A 17,354-nucleotide genomic window follows, 5' to 3' on the forward strand; every position below is an offset into this window, starting at 1 on the left:
CATCGGAAGACAGGCTTGACCGCGCCGCGACGCCGCGCCACCAAGTGCCCTTGTGATAAAGAGGGCCGCATGAACGCCGAAACACCGGAAAGCCTGATCCCGTATGACGAGATCGTGCAGGATGCGCTGCGCGGCGTCGTGTACGGCGTTCTGAAGCGCGTGGAGACCGATGGGGGTCTGCCCGGCAACCACCATTTCTACATTGCCTTCAAGACCGGCGCCCCCGGCGTCGAGATGCCGGTGCACCTGCGCCAGCGCTATCCCGATGAGATGACGATCGTCATCCAGCACCGCTACTGGGAGCTGAAAGTCGATCGCGAGCACTTCGAGATCGGCCTTTCGTTCAACCAGGTGCCGACCAAGCTTTCGATTCCCTATACGGCGATCACGGGCTTTCACGACCCCTCGGTGGAGTTCGCGCTGCAGTTTCCGACACCCGAGGGCGTCATCCCCTCCGCGCCGGAGCCTGAACCCGAGCCCACACCACCCGAAAGCGGCGATGGGTCGAACGTGGTGACGCTCGACGCCTTCCGGAAGAAATGAGCGCTACGCGCGTCGAAACCGACAGTTTCGGGCCGATCGACGTGCCCGCTTCGGCCTACTGGGGCGCACAGACACAGCGCTCAATCGGTAACTTTCCCATCGGCGGCGAGCGTATGCCCGTGCCGCTGGTGCGCGCACTCGGCCTCATCAAGCAGGCGGCCGCCTATGTGAACGCCGAGCTCGGCGTGCTCGACAACAATCTCGCGCCCGCGATCATCGAGGCGGCCGCCGAGGTTGCGGCGGGGAAGCGTGACGATCAGTTCCCACTCGTCGTCTGGCAGACCGGTTCGGGCACACAGAGCAACATGAACGCCAACGAGGTGATCGCGGGGCGCGCCAACGAGATCCTTACCGGCACGCGCGGCGGCAAGGTGCCGGTGCATCCGAACGATCACGTCAATGCGTCGCAAAGCTCCAACGACACGTTCCCGACCGCGATGCACGTCGCGGCGGCGCGTGAGGTGAACGAACGGCTGATCCCGGCGCTCCGCCATCTGCACGTGGCGCTTGCCGCGAAAGCGGAAGCGTTTGCGGACATCGTGAAGATCGGCCGCACGCACCTTCAGGACGCCACGCCGGTGACGCTGGGGCAGGAGTTTTCGGGCTACGCGCAGCAACTTACGGATGGCATCGCGCGCGCCGAGGCGGTGCTGCCGCGGCTCTACCGGCTGGCGCAGGGCGGCACGGCAGTCGGCACCGGGCTCAACGCGCCCGAGGGCTTCGCCGAAGGCATCGCGAAGGAACTCTCGCGGCTTTCCGGCCTTCCGTTCGAAACCGCACCCAACAAGTTCGAGGCGCTCGCCACGCACGACACGATGGTGGAGCTGTCGGGCGCGCTCAACGTGCTTGCTGTCAGCCTGAACAAGATCGCGAACGATATCCGCCTGCTCGGGTCCGGGCCGCGCTCCGGGCTGGGCGAACTGTCCCTGCCGGAAAACGAGCCCGGCAGCTCGATCATGCCGGGCAAGGTGAACCCCACGCAGGCCGAGGCGCTGACGATGGTGGCTGCGCAGGTGATGGGGAATCACGTGTCCGTCACGGTGGGCGGCGCGCAGGGGCATATGGAACTCAATGTCTTCAAGCCGGTGATCGCTTACAACGTGCTCCAGTCGATCCGCCTGATTGCCGACGCGTCCGTGAGTTTCGCCGATCGCTGCGTCGTTGGGATCGAGCCCAACCGAGCGCGCATCGCTGATCTCGTGGAGCGCTCGCTGATGCTGGTGACGGCGCTTGCGCCCGAGATCGGCTACGACAATGCCGCGTCCATCGCCAAGCACGCGCACAAGCACGGGCTGACGCTGCTCGAAGCGGCAAAAGCGCTCGATCTGATCGATGAAACGCGTTTCCGGGCGCTCGTCCGCCCCGAAACGATGCTGGCGCCCGGACACTAGGCGCGCGTTAGGCAGCGCGTTCCTGGCTTTCGACGTCGGCTGCGATGATCTGCTCATCGTAGTGGATGCCGAACCGGTCTTCCTCCACCCACCGCACGATGCCCGCACGGGGCTGTTGGCCCTCCACGAAGGTCGTGACCCGGTCGTCGGGCTTCGGCAGCCAGCGCGCCTCGAACATCGCGCCAGTATCGGACGTGTTGCGCAGCCGGGCGTTGCGCCTGCGGCCGTTATGCAGGATCGTCGCGCGTCGCAGCATGGCGATGCGACGCGGCCGGTTCGATTTCACGCCGTTCGGCGCGATCGGCGCTTCGGAGCGTGCAAGAATGCCGGCCTCGGCCCAGGGCACAGCCTTGCCGAAGATGAAGCCCTGCACCTGCGTACAGCCGATGCGGCGGATGACGTCGAGGTCGTCGTGCGTCTCGACCCCTTCGGCCGTGGTGATCATGCCCAGACTGTCTGCAAGCGCCACGGTCGCCTTCACGATCGCGGCCTTCTGCCCGCCGCGCTCGGCCGCGCCGGAAACGAAGGAGCGGTCGATCTTGATCTTCTTGAAGGGCGCCTTCGTGAGATAGGCAAAGCCCGAATACCCCGTTCCGAAATCGTCCAGAGTCAGCCGCACGCCCATCGCCCCGAGGCGCTGCAGCGTGGCGCGCGTCGCGGGATTCTCCTCCAGGAAGACGCTTTCGGTGATCTCCAGCTCCAGCCGCTCCGGCGCGAGGCCGGCCTGTGCGAGCGCGTTCATCACCAGCGCGGGGAGTTGGGGGTTCGTCACCTGGATCGGCGAGAGATTGACGGCGATGCCGATGTGCTCGGGCCACTTCGCCGCGACCATGCAGGCATTCCGCAGCACCCATTCGCCGATGCCGTCGATAAGGCCGGTTTCCTCGGCGATCGGAATGAAGGTCGCCGGAGAGATCTCTCCGTGGCGCGGATGGTGCCAGCGCACCAGCGCTTCGAAGCCGACGAGCGTTTCGCTCGCCGTTTCGACGATCGGCTGGAAATTGAGTGTCAGCCCGTTCCCCACAAGTGCGCCGCGCAGGTCGTTCTCGATCTGCCGCCGCGTCTCGGCATTGCGGTGCATCCCGCCCTCGTAGAAACGGTGCTTGCCGCGCCCGTCGGATTTCGCCGCATAGAGTGCGAGGTCGGCATTGCGCATCAGCGCGTCCACACTGTGGCCGTTGTCGGGGCCGATGGCGATGCCGATGCTCGCACCGATGATGATGCGGTGTCCCTCCACCGTATACGGCGCGGACAGATAGTCGATGATGCGCTGGGCGAAGGCAGAAAGCCCGGCCAGCGTTTCGGCATCGCGCACGACGACCGCGAACTCGTCGCCGCCGAGCCGCCCCACGCGGCCGTCCGCGCCGACGAGCGTGCCGAGCCGGTCGGCAACCTGTTCGAGCAGCTTGTCGCCCACCGGATGGCCGAGCGTGTCGTTCACCGATTTGAAGCGATCGAGATCGAGCAGCAACAGCGCGCAGCGCTGCGGCACGACGCCGCCATGGCTGAGGAGCGCGGTTTCCAGTGTCTCGCGGATGGTGATGCGGTTCGCAAGGCCGGTGAGCGGATCGAAGCGCGCAAGGCGCATGGCGCGGTCTTCGGACCGGCGCACATCGGTAAGATCGCCGCCGATCCCCGTGAAGCCTTCGAAATGGCCGTGCTTGCTGTAGATCGGCGTGCCGGCGATCGACCACCACTGGATGCCGAGCGGGAACAGCACGGGGATCGCCACGTCGTGAAAGGGCAGCTTGCCCTGCAGGTGGAACTCCAGCGTCCGCAGCGAGGTCGCCGCCTCATCCTGGTTTTCCACATCGAGCGAAATGATGTCCCCCAGCGGGCGCCCGATCAGCATGTCGTTCGTGGTGCCGTGCGCCGCGCCGAACGAGGGCGAGATATAGGTGATCCGGCCTTCTGCGTCGGTTTCCCAGAACCAGCCGCTGCCGCATGTCTCGAATGTCGCGCAGAGCCTGCGCACGCGCTGTTCGCTGATATCGCGCATCGATCCCTCGACGCGTTCGATGAGCGTGCGCCGCCCGGCGAGGTAGAGCGTGAGCGCTCCCGACAGCACCACGACCGCCGCGGCGGACGAGGCGAAGCCATCGAGCCGGGTGACGAGCGTCACCGCGAACGCGACCATATAGGCCATCGCCGCGAGCGGCATCGGGGAGAGGGCGACGATGCCGAGCACAAGCATCGACATGGAAAGCACGAGCGCGAACGGGATGTCGCTGATGACCGGCAGTGTGCTCCAGAGAAGTCCCGTCGCGGCGCTCAGCGTAACGAGCCCGCGCGCCGTATCCGCGACCTCACCCGCCTTCGGCTGCGCCTCGCGCAGCCCGAACACCGCGAACAATGTCGTCAGCACGCCTCCCGCCGCAAGCCAGGCGCCCTGGATCGAGGCGGTGAGCGGCACGTGCCACAGCGTAACGCCTGCCCAGATCAGCGCGCCGATGATCGCGAAGAGCGGTATCGTGGGGCGGAGATCGAGCAGCTGCCGGTGCGTGTTGGCAATTTCGCTGCGCGAGCCGAGTCGGGGCAGCGCGACGCCGGCCAGCCAGTTCCGGGGCTCGCGAAGGTTGGCGGCGGGATCGCCGCCAACGGCATCGCGGATCGGTTTGGCGGGGCGACTGCGCATGTCAGGCCGCGGTGGCTACCGAGGGGTCGTCGGGCCCGGTGGCAGCGACATGCCGGTCGCGTCCGGTCCTCTTTGCTTCATAAAGCGCCGCATCTGCGCGCCGGTATACCTGCCGCCAGGTGCGGTCGTCGGCAATGATGCCCGATGCGGAGCCGATGCTGACGGTAATGCGGATGCCGTCCGTCATCGGCGTCGAGCGGAAGGCGCGGAGAATCGTCCCGGCGGTGTCGTCGCGTTCGGCATAGGGCACGATGAGCGCGAACTCCTCGCCGCCGAGCCGGCCGGCAACGGCGTTCACGGGCGAGATGCTCTCGATCAGCCGTCCGGCCTCGCGCAGCACGCGGTCGCCGAATTCGTGTCCAAAGCCGTCGTTCACGGTCTTGAAGTGATCGATGTCGATCAGCAGCAGCCGGGATTTCAGCTTGCCCTTGCCGCTCCTGCGGATGCCGTATTCGATAAAGGCACGGCGGTTGAGAAGGCCGGTCAGCGCGTCGGTTTCGGCAAGGTAAGTTAGTTCGATCTCGCGGGCGCGGGCCTCGTCGCGCTCGGCGCGAATGTTGGAGATGCGGTAGGCGATACCGATCATGCTGAGCACGCATTCAAGGCACATCGCGTAGAAATAGCTGTCCTCGATAAAGGCGCTCGTCTCGATGAAGCCGAGCGCGACGAGGATGCGGGCGAAGGCTCCGGCAAGCGGCACGGCCCAGGCCACGGTGTAGATGAGGATGATGCGGCTGCCCCGGCGCCATGCGATGATCGCCAGCGGGAAGATCAGCGCCATGGTGAGTGCGCCGAGGATGTTGACCGCGGCGAGCGGGAAATGAAGCATCTCCGGCGCCAGGAACAGCGTGATGAGTGCGATGACACCTGCGCCGACCTGCAATGTCGCGAGCGCGATGCCCGCGATGCCGAGCCGCATGTGCACGGCACCCCGTTCCAGCAACGTGATCGTGAAGACGACCGCGAACCACAGCATCACCGGCAGAATGGCCTCCGCGACCACGTTGCCGAGCATGGGCGGCAATCCCGCAGGGAGCAGCCGCATCAGGATGCCGGATGCAGCAATGCCGTAGAACAACGTCGCGGCGGTCATGCCGCAGTAGAAGAAGAGGAACGCGTAGCGCAGCCAGACGAGCAGGACGAGGTTGAAGAACAACGTGGCCAGAATCACACCGCCGAACAGGCCGTAGGTCAGCGATTGCCGCTCGGTTTCGATGGATTCCGCTCGTGCGTTCTCCACCGCAGGGCGAACGAAGGCGCCGCGCGGGTCGACGACCTTCTCAGCGTGCAGCGCGATGGTTTCGATCGTTCCCGGCCGCCATGGAATGCGCAGCCGGAACATGCCACCGAGTTCGGTGTGGCGTGCGGCGGAGGCGGCGTCGTGGCGCGTCGTCCAGACGGTGCCGTCGGCATAGCGGACGAAGAGTGTAACCTCTTCGAAAAGCGTCTGTTTGAGGTGGATGGACAGGGGCTCAGCAGGCTTCTGCGCGAGGGCGAGGCCGGATTTCACCAGCCAGCTGTCACGCATCTCGCCCGTGGATAGCCGCCCAGGGCAGTCGCCGCGCGCGGCCCTCTGCATCGCGTCGGCAAGGCCGAGGTTGTCATGATCGGGGAAAATGCACGCGCCAGTGCTGATATCGAGCCCAATCTGCGCGTTCGCTGCCGAAGACATGGCCGACGCACAGAAAAGCAATGCCGCAAGCAAGAGCAGCCCGCGCCGTGCGAACATGGCGGTTATGCCGAAAAAACCATGCATCCGCTTTAGGTTAACGCAGCGGATGATAACGATTCGCTAATTACGTTCTTCTTTGCGCAATCTTGACCACGGCTCGCCTTGCTTTATGTCCGGCGCGCATGGACGCACGGACAGACAAGGCCGGAAAAATCGAGCGGCGCGGTATCCTTTTCGTGCTGTCCTCCCCCTCGGGCGCCGGAAAAACCACCATGGCGCGGCGGCTGCTCGCGGCGGAACCACAGATGGCGGTTTCCGTATCGGCGACGACGCGTGCCAAGCGCCCGGGCGAGGTGGACGGCATCGACTATCATTTCCGCACCGAGGCGCAGTTCGAGCGCATGGTTGAGGCGGGCGAGTTCCTGGAATGGGCGCACGTGTTCGGCAATCGCTACGGCACGCCGCGCGCTGCCGTAGAGACCGCGCTCCGCATGGGCCGCGACGTGCTGTTCGATGTGGACTGGCAGGGCACGCAGCAGCTTGCACAGTCGATGGGCGACGATGTCGTCTCCATCTTCTTGTTGCCGCCCACGATGGGCGAGCTGGAACGCCGTCTGCGCGCGCGCCGCACCGACAGCGAAGAGGTGATCGAAGGCCGCATGTCGCGCGCCGCTGCCGAAATCAGCCACTGGCCTGAATACGACTACGTGCTCGTCAACGAAGACATGCACGATTGCTTCGAACAGATTCACACCATCGTCTACGCCGAACGGCTCCGCCGGCCGCGCCGGGGAGCGTGGCTTACGGAGTTCACCCGCGAGATGGTGGGAAAACAAGGCTGATCGAACGCGAAGGCAGGGGGTTAACGCCCGCCTTTCGCGTACCTATGTGATTGCCGGAAACATCACGGGACGAACGATGAAAGCGAACCGATCACTCTGGCTGCTGGCCGCGGGCGCAATCGCGGGCACGAGCTTCGCCATGGCCATCGACAAGATCGAGCCGCAGGCCTCGGCGCAGCAGGTGGCGCAGCTTGCTGCGGCTGCAGCGCCCCCGGAAACGCCGCGCCGCGTACCGACCAGCAATACGGAGTTGATGCTGTCCTATGCGCCGCTCGTGAAGGCGAGTGTGCCTGCTGTCGTCAACGTCTACACGGCGCGTGTGAACCGCACGCGCCGCGATCCGTTCTGGGATCTGTTCTTCGGCGGCGGCCGCATGACGCCGCAGCCGCGCGTCGAGCAGGCGCTCGGCTCGGGTGTCATCGTCGATGGCACGGGCCTCATCGTCACCAACAACCACGTCGTCGAGGGCGCGGACGAGATCAAGGTCGCGCTTGCCGACCGGCGCGAGTTTTCCGCGAAGCTGATGTTCACCGACAAGCAGCTCGATCTTGCGCTGCTGAAGGTGGAGGTGGGTGGTACGGCGCTTCCCGTCGTTCCGCTCGGCGACAGCGACCGCGCCGAGGTCGGCGATGTGGTGATCGCCATCGGCAACCCGTTCGGTGTCGGCCAGACGGTTACGCACGGCATCGTTTCCGCGCTCGCGCGTACCGGCGTCGGGATCAGCGACTACCAGTTCTTCGTGCAGACGGACGCGGCCATCAACCCCGGCAACTCAGGCGGCGCGCTCATCGGCATGGACGGTCGCCTCGTTGGTATCAATACGGCGATCTATTCGCGCTCGGGCGGTTCGAACGGCATCGGCTTTGCGATTCCGGCCAACATGGTCCGCCAGTTCATCGCGGGCGCGAAGACCGGCAAGGTCTCCCGCCCATGGCTGGGCATGGCTGGCCAGCCGGTGACGTCCGAAATCGCCCGAGCCTCGGGCCTTGATCGGCCGATGGGTGTTGTCATCAACGAGGTGAACAAGGGCTCTCCCGCCGACCGGGCCGGCGTGCGCGTCGGCGACATCGTCTACGCCGTCGACGGCAAGGATGCGTCGGACCCCGATACGCTGCGTTACCTGGTTGCCAGCAAGCCGGTGGGGGACACTGTGAAGCTCACGCTGCTGCGGGGCGGCAAGGCGGAGAATGTGGCCCTGAAGCTTGTCGCGCCGCCCGAGGTGCCCGCGCGTGACACCACGCTGCTCGGCGGCCGCTCGATCCTTGCAGGCATCACGGTTGCGAACCTGTCGCCCGCGCTCTCTTCCGAAATCGGCGGCGGGCTGCCCGACAAGGGTGTGGTTGTCATGGGCGCCGACCCGCGCGCCCCGGCGCTACGCGTAGGGCTCGTCCAGCCCGGCGATATCATCGAAGCGGTGAACGGCCGGGCCGTGACGAGCGCCAAGGGGCTGCAGACCCAGGTGAACGAGGCGCAGGCGGAAATGACGCTCCGCATGAGCCGCGGCGGCACCACGCGCGAATGCTACTTCCGCGCGCCGTCCTCGCTGCAGTGCCGGGGCTGAGGAGCCCTATTCGAATTCCATGATGATGGCGTCGACGGCGAGGCTGTCGCCCGCCTTGGCGTTCACGGACTTCACCACGGCCGCCTTTTCGGCGCGGAGGATGTTTTCCATCTTCATCGCCTCGACGACGGCAAGCGCCTGACCCGGCTCGACCGTGTCTCCGGCCGCGACGGAGACGGACACGACGAGGCCCGGCATCGGGCAAAGCAGGAACTTCGAGAGGTCCGGCGGAATCTTTTCGATCATGTGCCCGGCGAGCGCGCTTGCGCGCGGTGTCAGCGCGCGGACGTTGTGGGCCGAGCCCTTCACCGTCATGCGATAGCCCACGGGCTTCAGGGCGAGCTTCACGGCGACGTCGCGGCCGTCCACGTCGGCGAGGAACACCGGCTCGCCCGGTTCCCATTCCGTCGCCACGTTGTGCGTGTGCGTGCCGCCTTCGAACGTGTGGGTCACGGTCCAGCCGCTGCTCGTTTCCTCGGCGTGCACCCGGAACGGCTTGCGGTCGATCTCGATCACCCAGTCGGGTCCGAACTGCGCGCCGTGGCCGTTCAGCTGGCCTTCGATGAACTGCGCGCGCTGCACGGTGATGGCGTTGATGACGGCGGCGGCGATGATCAGGTCGTCGCGCTTCTCGTCCGTAAAGGGCGCACCCTCGAAGCCGTCCGGATACTCCTCGGCGATGAAGCCGGTGGTGAGACGCCCGTCGCGGAAGCGCTGGTGCTGCATCACGGCCGAGAGAAAGTCGATGTTGTGGCCGATGCCGTCGATCCGGTAGCGGTCGAGTGCGGCGACCTGAAGATCTGCCGCTTCGATACGCGTCGGCGCATGTGTGATCAGCTTGGCGATCATCGGATCGTAGAACATCGAAATCTCGCTGCCCTCGACGACGCCGGTATCGACACGCACGGTGGTCTCGCCGCTCGTCTCCTCTGGCGGCGCATAGCGCGTCAGGCGGCCGATCGAGGGCAGGAAGTTGCGGTAGGGGTCCTCGGCGTAGACGCGGCTTTCGAGCGCCCAGCCGGAGAGCTTCACGTCGTCCTGCGTGAAGGCGAGTTTCTCGCCCGCCGCAACGCGAATCATCTGCTCGACGAGGTCGAGCCCGGTGATGCACTCCGTCACCGGATGCTCCACCTGCAGGCGCGTGTTCATCTCCAGGAAGTAGAAACCCATGCCGGTCGTATCCGCGCCGCTGACGATCAGCTCGACCGTGCCCGCGCTGTAGTAACCCACGGCCTTCGCCAGCGCGACGGCCTGCTCGCCCATGGCCTTCCGCATCTCGGGCGTCACGAAGGGCGAGGGCGCCTCCTCGATCACCTTCTGGTGGCGGCGCTGGATCGAGCATTCACGCTCGCCGAGATAAAGCACGTTGCCGTGCTGGTCCCCGAGCACCTGGATTTCGATGTGGCGCGGCTCGACGATGAACTTCTCGATGAACACGCGGTCGTCGCCGAAGCTCGACAGCCCCTCGCGCTTCGTCGCCTCGAAGCCCTCGCGCACGTCCTTCTCGGAGTAGGCGAGGCGCATACCCTTGCCGCCGCCGCCGGCCGAGGCCTTCATCATCACCGGATAGCCGATTTCGTTCGCGATGCGGACGGCGTGCTCGGTATCCTCGATCTCGCCCACGAAGCCGGGGACGACGTTGACGCCCGCGGCCTTGGCGAGCTTCTTCGATTCGATCTTGTCGCCCATCGCGGCGATGGCATTGGGCGGCGGGCCGATGAAGGCGATGTTCTCTTCGGCGAGCTTCTTCGCGAACCACTCGCGCTCCGAGAGGAAACCGTAGCCCGGATGCACAGCCTCGGCACCGGTCGCCTTGCACGCGGCGATGATGGCGTCGCCAAGAAGGTAGGATTCGGCGGCCGGCGGCGGTCCGAGGCGCACGGCCTCATCCGCCATTTCCACGTGAAGCGCGCCTGCGTCCGCATCCGAATAGACCGCAACCGTCTGGATACCCATGCGCCGCGCTGTCTTGATGACCCGGCAAGCGATCTCGCCGCGGTTTGCGATCAGGATTTTTTTGAACATGAAAGGCGCCGCCCCCCCAAACCTATGACGCGGACCTTCAAGCGGTGAAGTGCGGCGGCGTCAAGCCTTGAGGAGGCCAAGGAAGGTTTCATCCGCGACGCCGCGTCCCTCCGCTTGCTGCAGAAGGTCGAAGTCGCCCCGGTGGTTCACCTCAACGAAGGAGGGGCCTTCGGGTGTGAGGGCGACGTCCCAGCCCTGCACCGGAATCCCCGCGAGACCGGCAGCGGCGATACGCACGGCATTCAGCGTTTCCGGCCAGAATGGTAGGCGCCAGCCCGCGAAAGGAACGCCCGTATCCGGGTGGTGCGCGATCGTCCGATGCGCGGCGCCGACGCCGGAATGGACAGTCATCACCTCGCCGGTCTTGGGGTCGACATGTCCCAGCATGTTACCGCTTTTGCCGCTGCGGTAGTTGTCCGTCATGTTGCTGCCGACCGGGATGCGAAATGCGATGCGATGGACGCGCGGCCCCTCGGGCAGCAGCAGGACCATGATGCGCATCGTCGCCGCGCGCGGACCGATCACGCGGACGAGATCCTCATGGGGGATGATAAGCTCTTGAAAGATCAGCGGGCCGGCTGAGCGGGTCCACATCTTGCGCACATAGTCGCCAATGCCGATTGCCGTTCCGTCGGACAGCTGCAGCGCATCCGATCCGCGATCGTAACCCTGGATGAGTGCGCAGCCCATTCCAAGGGCAAGGTCAGACGGCTTTGCGAAGAGAGGGAAGGGGCAGCCATCGCGCAGCCACGCGCCTAGCGCCTCAGGTGAGTCGAGCGTCGGTACGCCGGGATAGGTGCGATGCGTGTGCCCGATGGCGACGATCTTGGGATAGAGAAGGCCGAGGCCATCCAGAAACTGATAAGTCAGCAGCTTGTCGTCGGCGACTGCGTCCCATCGGTGGTTGCCCGCGCTGTAGATCGTGGACTTCGCCCAGGAACCGACGAACGCCCGCTTCGCTTCGAAGGGCATTTCGGGTCGATACAGCCGCTGCTCGTAATATTCCTGCGGCCGCAGCCGAAACGGGCCGAAGCGCAGACGAATCATTTCCGAAAGCTGCGCGCCGAGCGGCAGCCCGCCGTCCGCGGTGCCTGCGCGCGCATAGCGAAGGGTATCGGTGATGTTGCGAAGACCCATCAGGCAGCCTTTTCCGGTGCGTGGAGCGCGTTCGTATCAGCGTCCATGAGAGGTTCGAAATAAAGCTGCGGAAGCACGACGCCGGGTGCGGCGTTCACTTCGATAAGCATGGCGCCCTGATCGGTGAAGGCCAGATCCCAGCCCGCCATCTTCAGTCCCGGCAGGTAAGAGGCGGCGCGGCGTATGTCGGCGATCGCGCTGTCCCAGCCCGGCATCGTCAGGCGGGCAAAAGGTACGCCAGTGTCCGGGTGCGTTTCCAGCTCGCGCTGATCGAGCCCCGTACCGCGCGTGGCCGTGATCAGCCTGCCGGTTTCGGTATCGATCGCCGCATAAGCATTTCCGGCGGCGCCAGCTGCGAAATTGTCGGTCATCGATCTGCCGACCGGAATGCGCAGGAGCGCCCGTTTCACCTTGAATGTTCCCTCGTGTGCGAAGGTCATCACGCGAACGGTAGCGAGCCGGTCGCCGATTACGGCGGCGACGTCGGGGTGGGGCCGCGCCAGTTCCTGAATGACGAATCCGCCGTCGCGCGTCCCGGTATGCCGGGCGACGAAGTCGTCGAGCGAGACCGATTCTCCATTGCCCAGGCGGACAAGGCCCGCGGCCGGGTCCACCGCGCGGACAAGGGCGGCGCCGCGGCCGCGAATGTCGTCGACGCGCTTGATGAAGAACGGGTTGTTACCGCGCCGCACGAAAAAGGACCGAATCTCGGCGGCATCGCGCAGCGTTTCGGCATCGGCGAACACGCGCCAGGGGTGGATGACGGCGATCACGCGGGGCGCCGGCAGGTTCCACGCGCGCATCAACGTGTAGAACAGAAGCTTGTCCGTACCCATGGCGTAAAAGCGGCGGTCGTCGAACCGGTAAAAACTCGGTCGCGCCCACTCGTCCACGAACCGCCGCTTGCGCTCCATGGGGATTCCCGGCGTGTACAGGCGGTATTTGAAATAGGCTTCGGGTCTGATGCGGCCGGGCGCGAAACGCAGCCGGGCCATATCCCACACCTGCCCCGTGATCGAGCGGCCCGTTTGCTGTTTTGCTGCACGAGCTGATTTCACGATTTGGCCGAGCGTCAGCCCGAGGTTCATATGATCTTCCTGCGTAGCGCACGAAGCTCGTTCGCCGCGAAGCGTCCGAACTCCCGGAAATACAACGCCCTATCCCCGGGAAAGTTTAAATCGGCATGAATGCGGGGATCGATGAAGCGCCCGGTGAACGCGGCGAGTGTCGCCGCCTTGCTGCCTGGACGGCGCAGCGTGTTCGCCAGCCACGCGAATTCGCCGGGGAAGGTGTCGCGGCAGACGATGCCCTGCCTGGGGCGGATCGGCGGCGGGATGCGGCCTTCGAGGAACCATTCGGCGGCAAGGCGCGGAAAATCGACGCCCGCGTGCAGATCGAGGTGCAGATACTGCCAGAAGCGCGCATTCACCTCGATGACGTGGAAATCACCGCTGTCGTCATCGCGCCGGTATTCCACCATCGCGCAGCCGATCCAGCCGAGCGCGGACAGGCGGCGCACGGCGTCGTCGTAGATGTCCTGATGCCATTCGCTGCGGCGCAGCGACATCGTGCCCTTGCTGTGCGGCTCGGCATGGCAATCGACGACGACGTTGCCGGCGAGCGCGCCTTCCGGTCCCATCAGCAGGCTCACGCCCACCTGCCGCCCGGTGACGCCGCCCTGCACGAGAACGCTTTCATAGCCCGCCGCGAGCGTGCGGCGGATGGCCTCCTCGGCCGCGTCGATGCTCCGGCACTGGTGGAAGCCGACGCCGACGACCTCGCCGTCCGCACCGCGTCCGCCCTTCACGTAGATCGGCAACGGAAAGCCGGAAAGATCCGGGGTTTCGCCCGCGCGTACCACGCGTGTTTTCGGGTGATGATCGAGGAGGCCCGCTGCGCGCCAGCAGTCGTAGGCTGCGATCTTGTCGCCGCCCGCGTAGACGATCGCGGGATCGGCGGAGACGGGTAGGAGCGGGCTGAATTCGGCGAAACGCTCGCGCACGGCAGAGAGCAGTCCGCCTGAAGGCACGATCATGCGGATGCCGTTTGCCTTCGCATAGGCGGCGAGCCAGTCGCAGAAGGCCGCATCGCCGTAGCACGGGTGCGTCGCTGTGTGTCGAGCAAATCTCGATCGCAGGCCCATCGCCTGCGGGGCCGCCGCCACGGCGTGCGTTTCGTAGCCCGCACGGCCGAGCGAACGCAGCGCGGCGAGCTGCGCGCGCGTCTGGACATCGGGGACGAGGATCGCGGCCTTCACGCGGCGTCCACGAAGCGGGCTTCGAAAGTCGGATCGATCCGCTCAGCGGTCATGCGGACCATGCCCAGCCGTCGCCGTGTGCGAAGCAGCGCGACCGGGCGCACGCCGGACTTCCGGGCGCTCGCCAGCGCGGCAAGATTCGTGCTCACCACACCGCTCACCACCCAGCGCATACCGAGCTCCGCGATCAGATACCGGATGCGCGCAAGCTGCAGTGCGGCGTGAAGGCCGTGCCCGCGTGCCATGGGATGCACGTAGCCGCCATAGAGCGTCGCCGTCCGTTCCGGCCACACCACACGCTGGCCGACATGCGTGTAGGTCGTGTCTTGGGAATTCGGGTGCGCAAGGCCATAGCCGAGCAGGGGGCCATCCGCCGCGGCAACCGTGAACAACAGCGTCTTGCCTTCCGCCAGGCGTCGCTCCGCCGCGGAAACGAAGTGCTCGCGCGTCTGCCATGGCACGGTCTGCTCGAAGCGGCGGACATGGCTCATGTCGTTCACGCGAATGTCGAGATCGGCGGGCGCGCCGGCGCCGGGCACGTCGGCTGCAAACAAATGCAGCACATGATCGCTCCACAACCGCGCAACCGTGGGTTGCCGGGCTATCTTCGAAAGGATGCCGTCGCCGCTCATGCGCGCCTGTCTATCGGTGGCGCGTTGCAAATGCGCTAATATTCAGACGGTTGCAATCTCGGGTGCGGCCAATTCCATCGGGTGGACGCCAAGGCGTGCAAACAGTGCCGCATCCTTGCTGTCGCCCGCGTTCGGCGTGGTCAGCAACCGGTCGCCGGTGAAGATGCTGTTCGCGCCCGCCATGAAGCACAAAGCCTGGGCGCTATCCGACATGCTCTCACGGCCCGCCGACAGGCGCACCATGCTTTCGGGCATCAGGATGCGCGCGACCGCTACCGTGCGGACGAACTCGATCTCGTCGATCTTGGCGAGCGGCGTGTCGGCCAGCATGTCCCCGAGCACGGTGCCTTTCACGGGCACGAGCGCGTTGATCGGCACGCTTTCGGGATGATGCGGAAGCGTCGCGAGCGCGTGCAGGAAGCCGACACGGTCACTGCGCGTTTCGCCCATGCCGACGATGCCGCCCGAGCACACGTTGATGCCCGCGCCGCGCACGTTTTCCAGCGTTTCGATACGATCCTCGAAGGTGCGCGTGGTGATGACGTTGGCGTAGTTCTCGGGGCTCGTGTCGATGTTGTGGTTGTAGTAGTCGAGTCCGGCCTCGGCGAGCTGGCGGGACTGGTCGGCCGAGAGCATTCCGAGCGTCATGCAGGTTTCGAGACCCATGGCGCGGACGCCCTTCACCATCTCAACGATCGCGGGCATGTCGCGGTCTTTGGGGCTGCGCCATGCAGCGCCCATGCAGAAGCGGCCGGAGCCTGCATCCTTCGCGGCGCGCGCCTCGGCGAGCACGGCGTCCACGTCCATCAGCTTCTCGGCCTTCAGGCCGGTTTCGGCGCTCGCGGACTGGCTGCAATAGCCGCAATCCTCCGGGCAGCCGCCGGTCTTGATCGAGAGCAGCGTCGAGAGCTGCACCGCGTTCGGATCGAAGTGCGCGCGGTGCACGGTCTGCGCCTCGAACATCAAGTCCGCGAACGGCAGGTCGAACAGTGCGGCGACCTCGTCGCGTGTCCAGTCGGTGCGGACTTCGCGGGCGATCGGCTTGTGGACGTTCATGGTGGTCTTCCCTCTTAAAGCGGGATGTTGTCGTGCTTCTTCCACGGGTTTTCGAGGCTCTTAGTGCGGAGCTTGCGAAGGCCGATGGCGATGCGGCGCCGCGTCGAGTGCGGCATGATCACTTCGTCGATGAAGCCCTTGGAGGCCGCGACGAACGGGTTGGCGAATCGCGCCTCATACTCGCGCGTGCGGTCGGCGATCTTTTCGGGGTCGCCGATGTCCTTGCGGAAAATGATCTCCACTGCGCCCTTCGCGCCCATCACGGCGATCTCGGCGGTCGGCCACGCGTAGTTGAGATCGCCGCGCAGATGCTTGGAGGACATGACGTCGTAGGCGCCGCCATAGGCCTTGCGCGTGATGACGGTGATCTTCGGCACGGTCGCTTCGGCATAGGCGAACAGCAGCTTGGCGCCGTGCTTGATGATGCCGTTGTGCTCCTGCGCGGTGCCGGGAAGGAAGCCGGGCACGTCCACGAAGGTCACGATCGGGATGTTGAAGGCGTCGCAGAAGCGCACAAAGCGACCGGCCTTCTTCGACGAATTGATGTCGAGCACGCCAGCCAGCACCATCGGCTGATTGGCGACGATGCCCACCGTGGAGCCCTCGATGCGCGCGAAGCCGATGATGATGTTGCCCGCGTGGTATGGCTGCAGCTCGAAGAACTCGCCCTCGTCCGCGACTTTGCGGATCAGCTCGTGCATGTCGTAGGGCTTGTTGGCGCTGTCCGGGATCAGCGTGTCGAGGCTCATCTCCAGGCGTTCCGGGTCGTCCTCGGTGGGACGGAACGGCGCAGGCTGGCGGTTGCTCAGCGGCAGGAAGTCGAAGAAGGCACGGGTGCGCAGCAGCGCATCCACATCGTCTTCCATCGCGACGTCGGCGACGCCGGACTTCGAGGTGTGGGTGACAGCGCCGCCCAGTTCCTCCTGCGTCACCACCTCGTTCGTCACGGTCTTCACGACGTCCGGGCCGGTGACGAACATGTAGGAAGAGTCCTTCACCATGAAGATGAAGTCCGTCATTGCCGGGCTGTAAACCGCGCCGCCAGCGCATGGCCCCATGATGAGGCTGATCTGCGGGATGACGCCGGACGCGAGCACGTTGCGCTGGAACACCTCGGCATAGCCGCCGAGCGAAGCAACGCCCTCCTGAATACGCGCGCCGCCCGAATCGTTGAGGCCGATGACAGGCGCACCGACCTTCATGGCGGTGTCCATCACCTTGCAGATCTTCTGTGCGTGACGTTCCGAAAGCGAACCGCCGAACACGGTGAAGTCCTGGCTGAACACATAGACGAGGCGGCCGTTGATCGTGCCCGATCCGGTGACGACGCCGTCGCCGGGGATCGTCTGCTCGGCCATGCCGAAATCGACGCAGTTGTGCTCGACGTACATGTCGAGCTCTTCGAAGCTGCCGGGATCGAGCAGGATGTCGAGCCGTTCACGGGCCGTCAGGCGTCCCTTGGCGTGCTGCGCATCGATGCGCGCCTGTCCTCCGCCCAGTTTGGCTGCATCGCGGCGGCGTTCGAGTTCGGCAAGCACCTTCTGCATCGGCAAGTTCCCCCGCTCCATTATCGATTCGCCACCGCGCTTAGCCGTGTGACGCG

Annotated in this window: 13 protein-coding genes; 4 read left to right on the forward strand and 9 right to left on the reverse strand. The window is 65.7% G+C overall.

Annotation, left to right across the window (positions count from 1 at the left end; genetic code table 11):
- Window positions 1-69 precede the first annotated feature (69 nt).
- Both DFR51_RS02775 and fumC read left to right on the forward strand, forming a co-directional pair.
- Complete coding sequence (locus DFR51_RS02775) at window positions 70-543, forward strand: SspB family protein (RefSeq protein WP_121047511.1); 474 nt, start codon at window positions 70-72, stop codon at window positions 541-543.
- Complete coding sequence (gene fumC, locus DFR51_RS02780) at window positions 540-1,934, forward strand: class II fumarate hydratase (RefSeq protein WP_121047512.1); 1,395 nt, start codon at window positions 540-542, stop codon at window positions 1,932-1,934. The genes DFR51_RS02775 and fumC overlap by 4 nt, the downstream gene beginning before the upstream one ends.
- Before the next feature lie 7 nt (window positions 1,935-1,941).
- Here the strand turns inward: fumC and DFR51_RS02785 are convergent, their stop codons facing one another.
- Window positions 1,942-4,569 (reverse strand): putative bifunctional diguanylate cyclase/phosphodiesterase, encoded by a 2,628-nt coding sequence (locus DFR51_RS02785; RefSeq protein WP_121047513.1) that lies wholly within the window; start codon window positions 4,567-4,569, stop codon window positions 1,942-1,944.
- A 1-nt stretch (window position 4,570) separates the two neighbouring features.
- A complete protein-coding gene (locus tag DFR51_RS02790) occupies window positions 4,571-6,298 on the reverse strand; it encodes a GGDEF domain-containing protein (RefSeq protein WP_160119125.1) in 1,728 nt (575 codons plus the stop codon).
- 125 nt (window positions 6,299-6,423) lie between these two features.
- Between DFR51_RS02790 and gmk the strand changes: the two genes are divergently transcribed.
- Both gmk and DFR51_RS02800 read left to right on the forward strand, forming a co-directional pair.
- The gene (gene gmk, locus DFR51_RS02795; protein ID WP_121047515.1) at window positions 6,424-7,083 is read left to right on the forward strand and encodes a guanylate kinase; all 660 of its coding nucleotides are present in this window, start codon (window positions 6,424-6,426) and stop codon (window positions 7,081-7,083) included.
- Between the two features lie 76 nt (window positions 7,084-7,159).
- Entirely contained in the window at window positions 7,160-8,644 is a 1,485-nt protein-coding gene (locus DFR51_RS02800) for a Do family serine endopeptidase (protein ID WP_243445587.1), read from the forward strand.
- A gap of 6 nt (window positions 8,645-8,650) precedes the next feature.
- On the opposite strand, the gene DFR51_RS02805 is transcribed toward DFR51_RS02800, so the two are convergent.
- Genes DFR51_RS02805 through DFR51_RS02835 form a run of 7 tightly spaced genes read right to left on the reverse strand, consistent with a single transcriptional unit; the run spans window position 8,651 to window position 17,298 of the window.
- On the reverse strand, window positions 8,651-10,669 hold the full coding sequence (locus DFR51_RS02805; protein ID WP_121047516.1) for an acetyl-CoA carboxylase biotin carboxylase subunit: 2,019 nt from the start codon (window positions 10,667-10,669) through the stop codon (window positions 8,651-8,653).
- 60 nt (window positions 10,670-10,729) lie between these two features.
- On the reverse strand, window positions 10,730-11,806 hold the full coding sequence (locus DFR51_RS02810; RefSeq protein ID WP_121047517.1) for a sugar-transfer associated ATP-grasp domain-containing protein: 1,077 nt from the start codon (window positions 11,804-11,806) through the stop codon (window positions 10,730-10,732).
- Entirely contained in the window at window positions 11,806-12,894 is a 1,089-nt protein-coding gene (locus DFR51_RS02815; protein ID WP_121047518.1) for a sugar-transfer associated ATP-grasp domain-containing protein, read from the reverse strand. The genes DFR51_RS02810 and DFR51_RS02815 overlap by 1 nt, the downstream gene beginning before the upstream one ends.
- Window positions 12,891-14,063 carry an ATP-grasp domain-containing protein gene (locus DFR51_RS02820; protein WP_121047519.1) on the reverse strand — a complete coding sequence of 391 codons (1,173 nt, stop codon included), beginning with the start codon at window positions 14,061-14,063 and terminating at the stop codon, window positions 12,891-12,893. Before DFR51_RS02820 ends, DFR51_RS02815 begins: the two co-directional genes overlap by 4 nt.
- Window positions 14,060-14,725, reverse strand: coding sequence for a GNAT family N-acetyltransferase (locus DFR51_RS02825; protein WP_126494584.1), 666 nt, complete (start codon window positions 14,723-14,725; stop codon window positions 14,060-14,062). Before DFR51_RS02825 ends, DFR51_RS02820 begins: the two co-directional genes overlap by 4 nt.
- A gap of 12 nt (window positions 14,726-14,737) precedes the next feature.
- On the reverse strand, window positions 14,738-15,751 hold the full coding sequence (gene bioB / locus DFR51_RS02830) for a biotin synthase BioB (RefSeq protein WP_121047521.1): 1,014 nt from the start codon (window positions 15,749-15,751) through the stop codon (window positions 14,738-14,740).
- 14 nt (window positions 15,752-15,765) lie between these two features.
- On the reverse strand, window positions 15,766-17,298 hold the full coding sequence (locus DFR51_RS02835; RefSeq protein WP_121047522.1) for an acyl-CoA carboxylase subunit beta: 1,533 nt from the start codon (window positions 17,296-17,298) through the stop codon (window positions 15,766-15,768).
- Between the last annotated feature and the right edge of the window lie 56 nt (window positions 17,299-17,354).

This window comes from Sphingosinicella microcystinivorans, assembly GCF_003634215.1.
In the GTDB taxonomy this organism is placed as follows: domain Bacteria; phylum Pseudomonadota; class Alphaproteobacteria; order Sphingomonadales; family Sphingomonadaceae; genus Sphingosinicella; species Sphingosinicella microcystinivorans.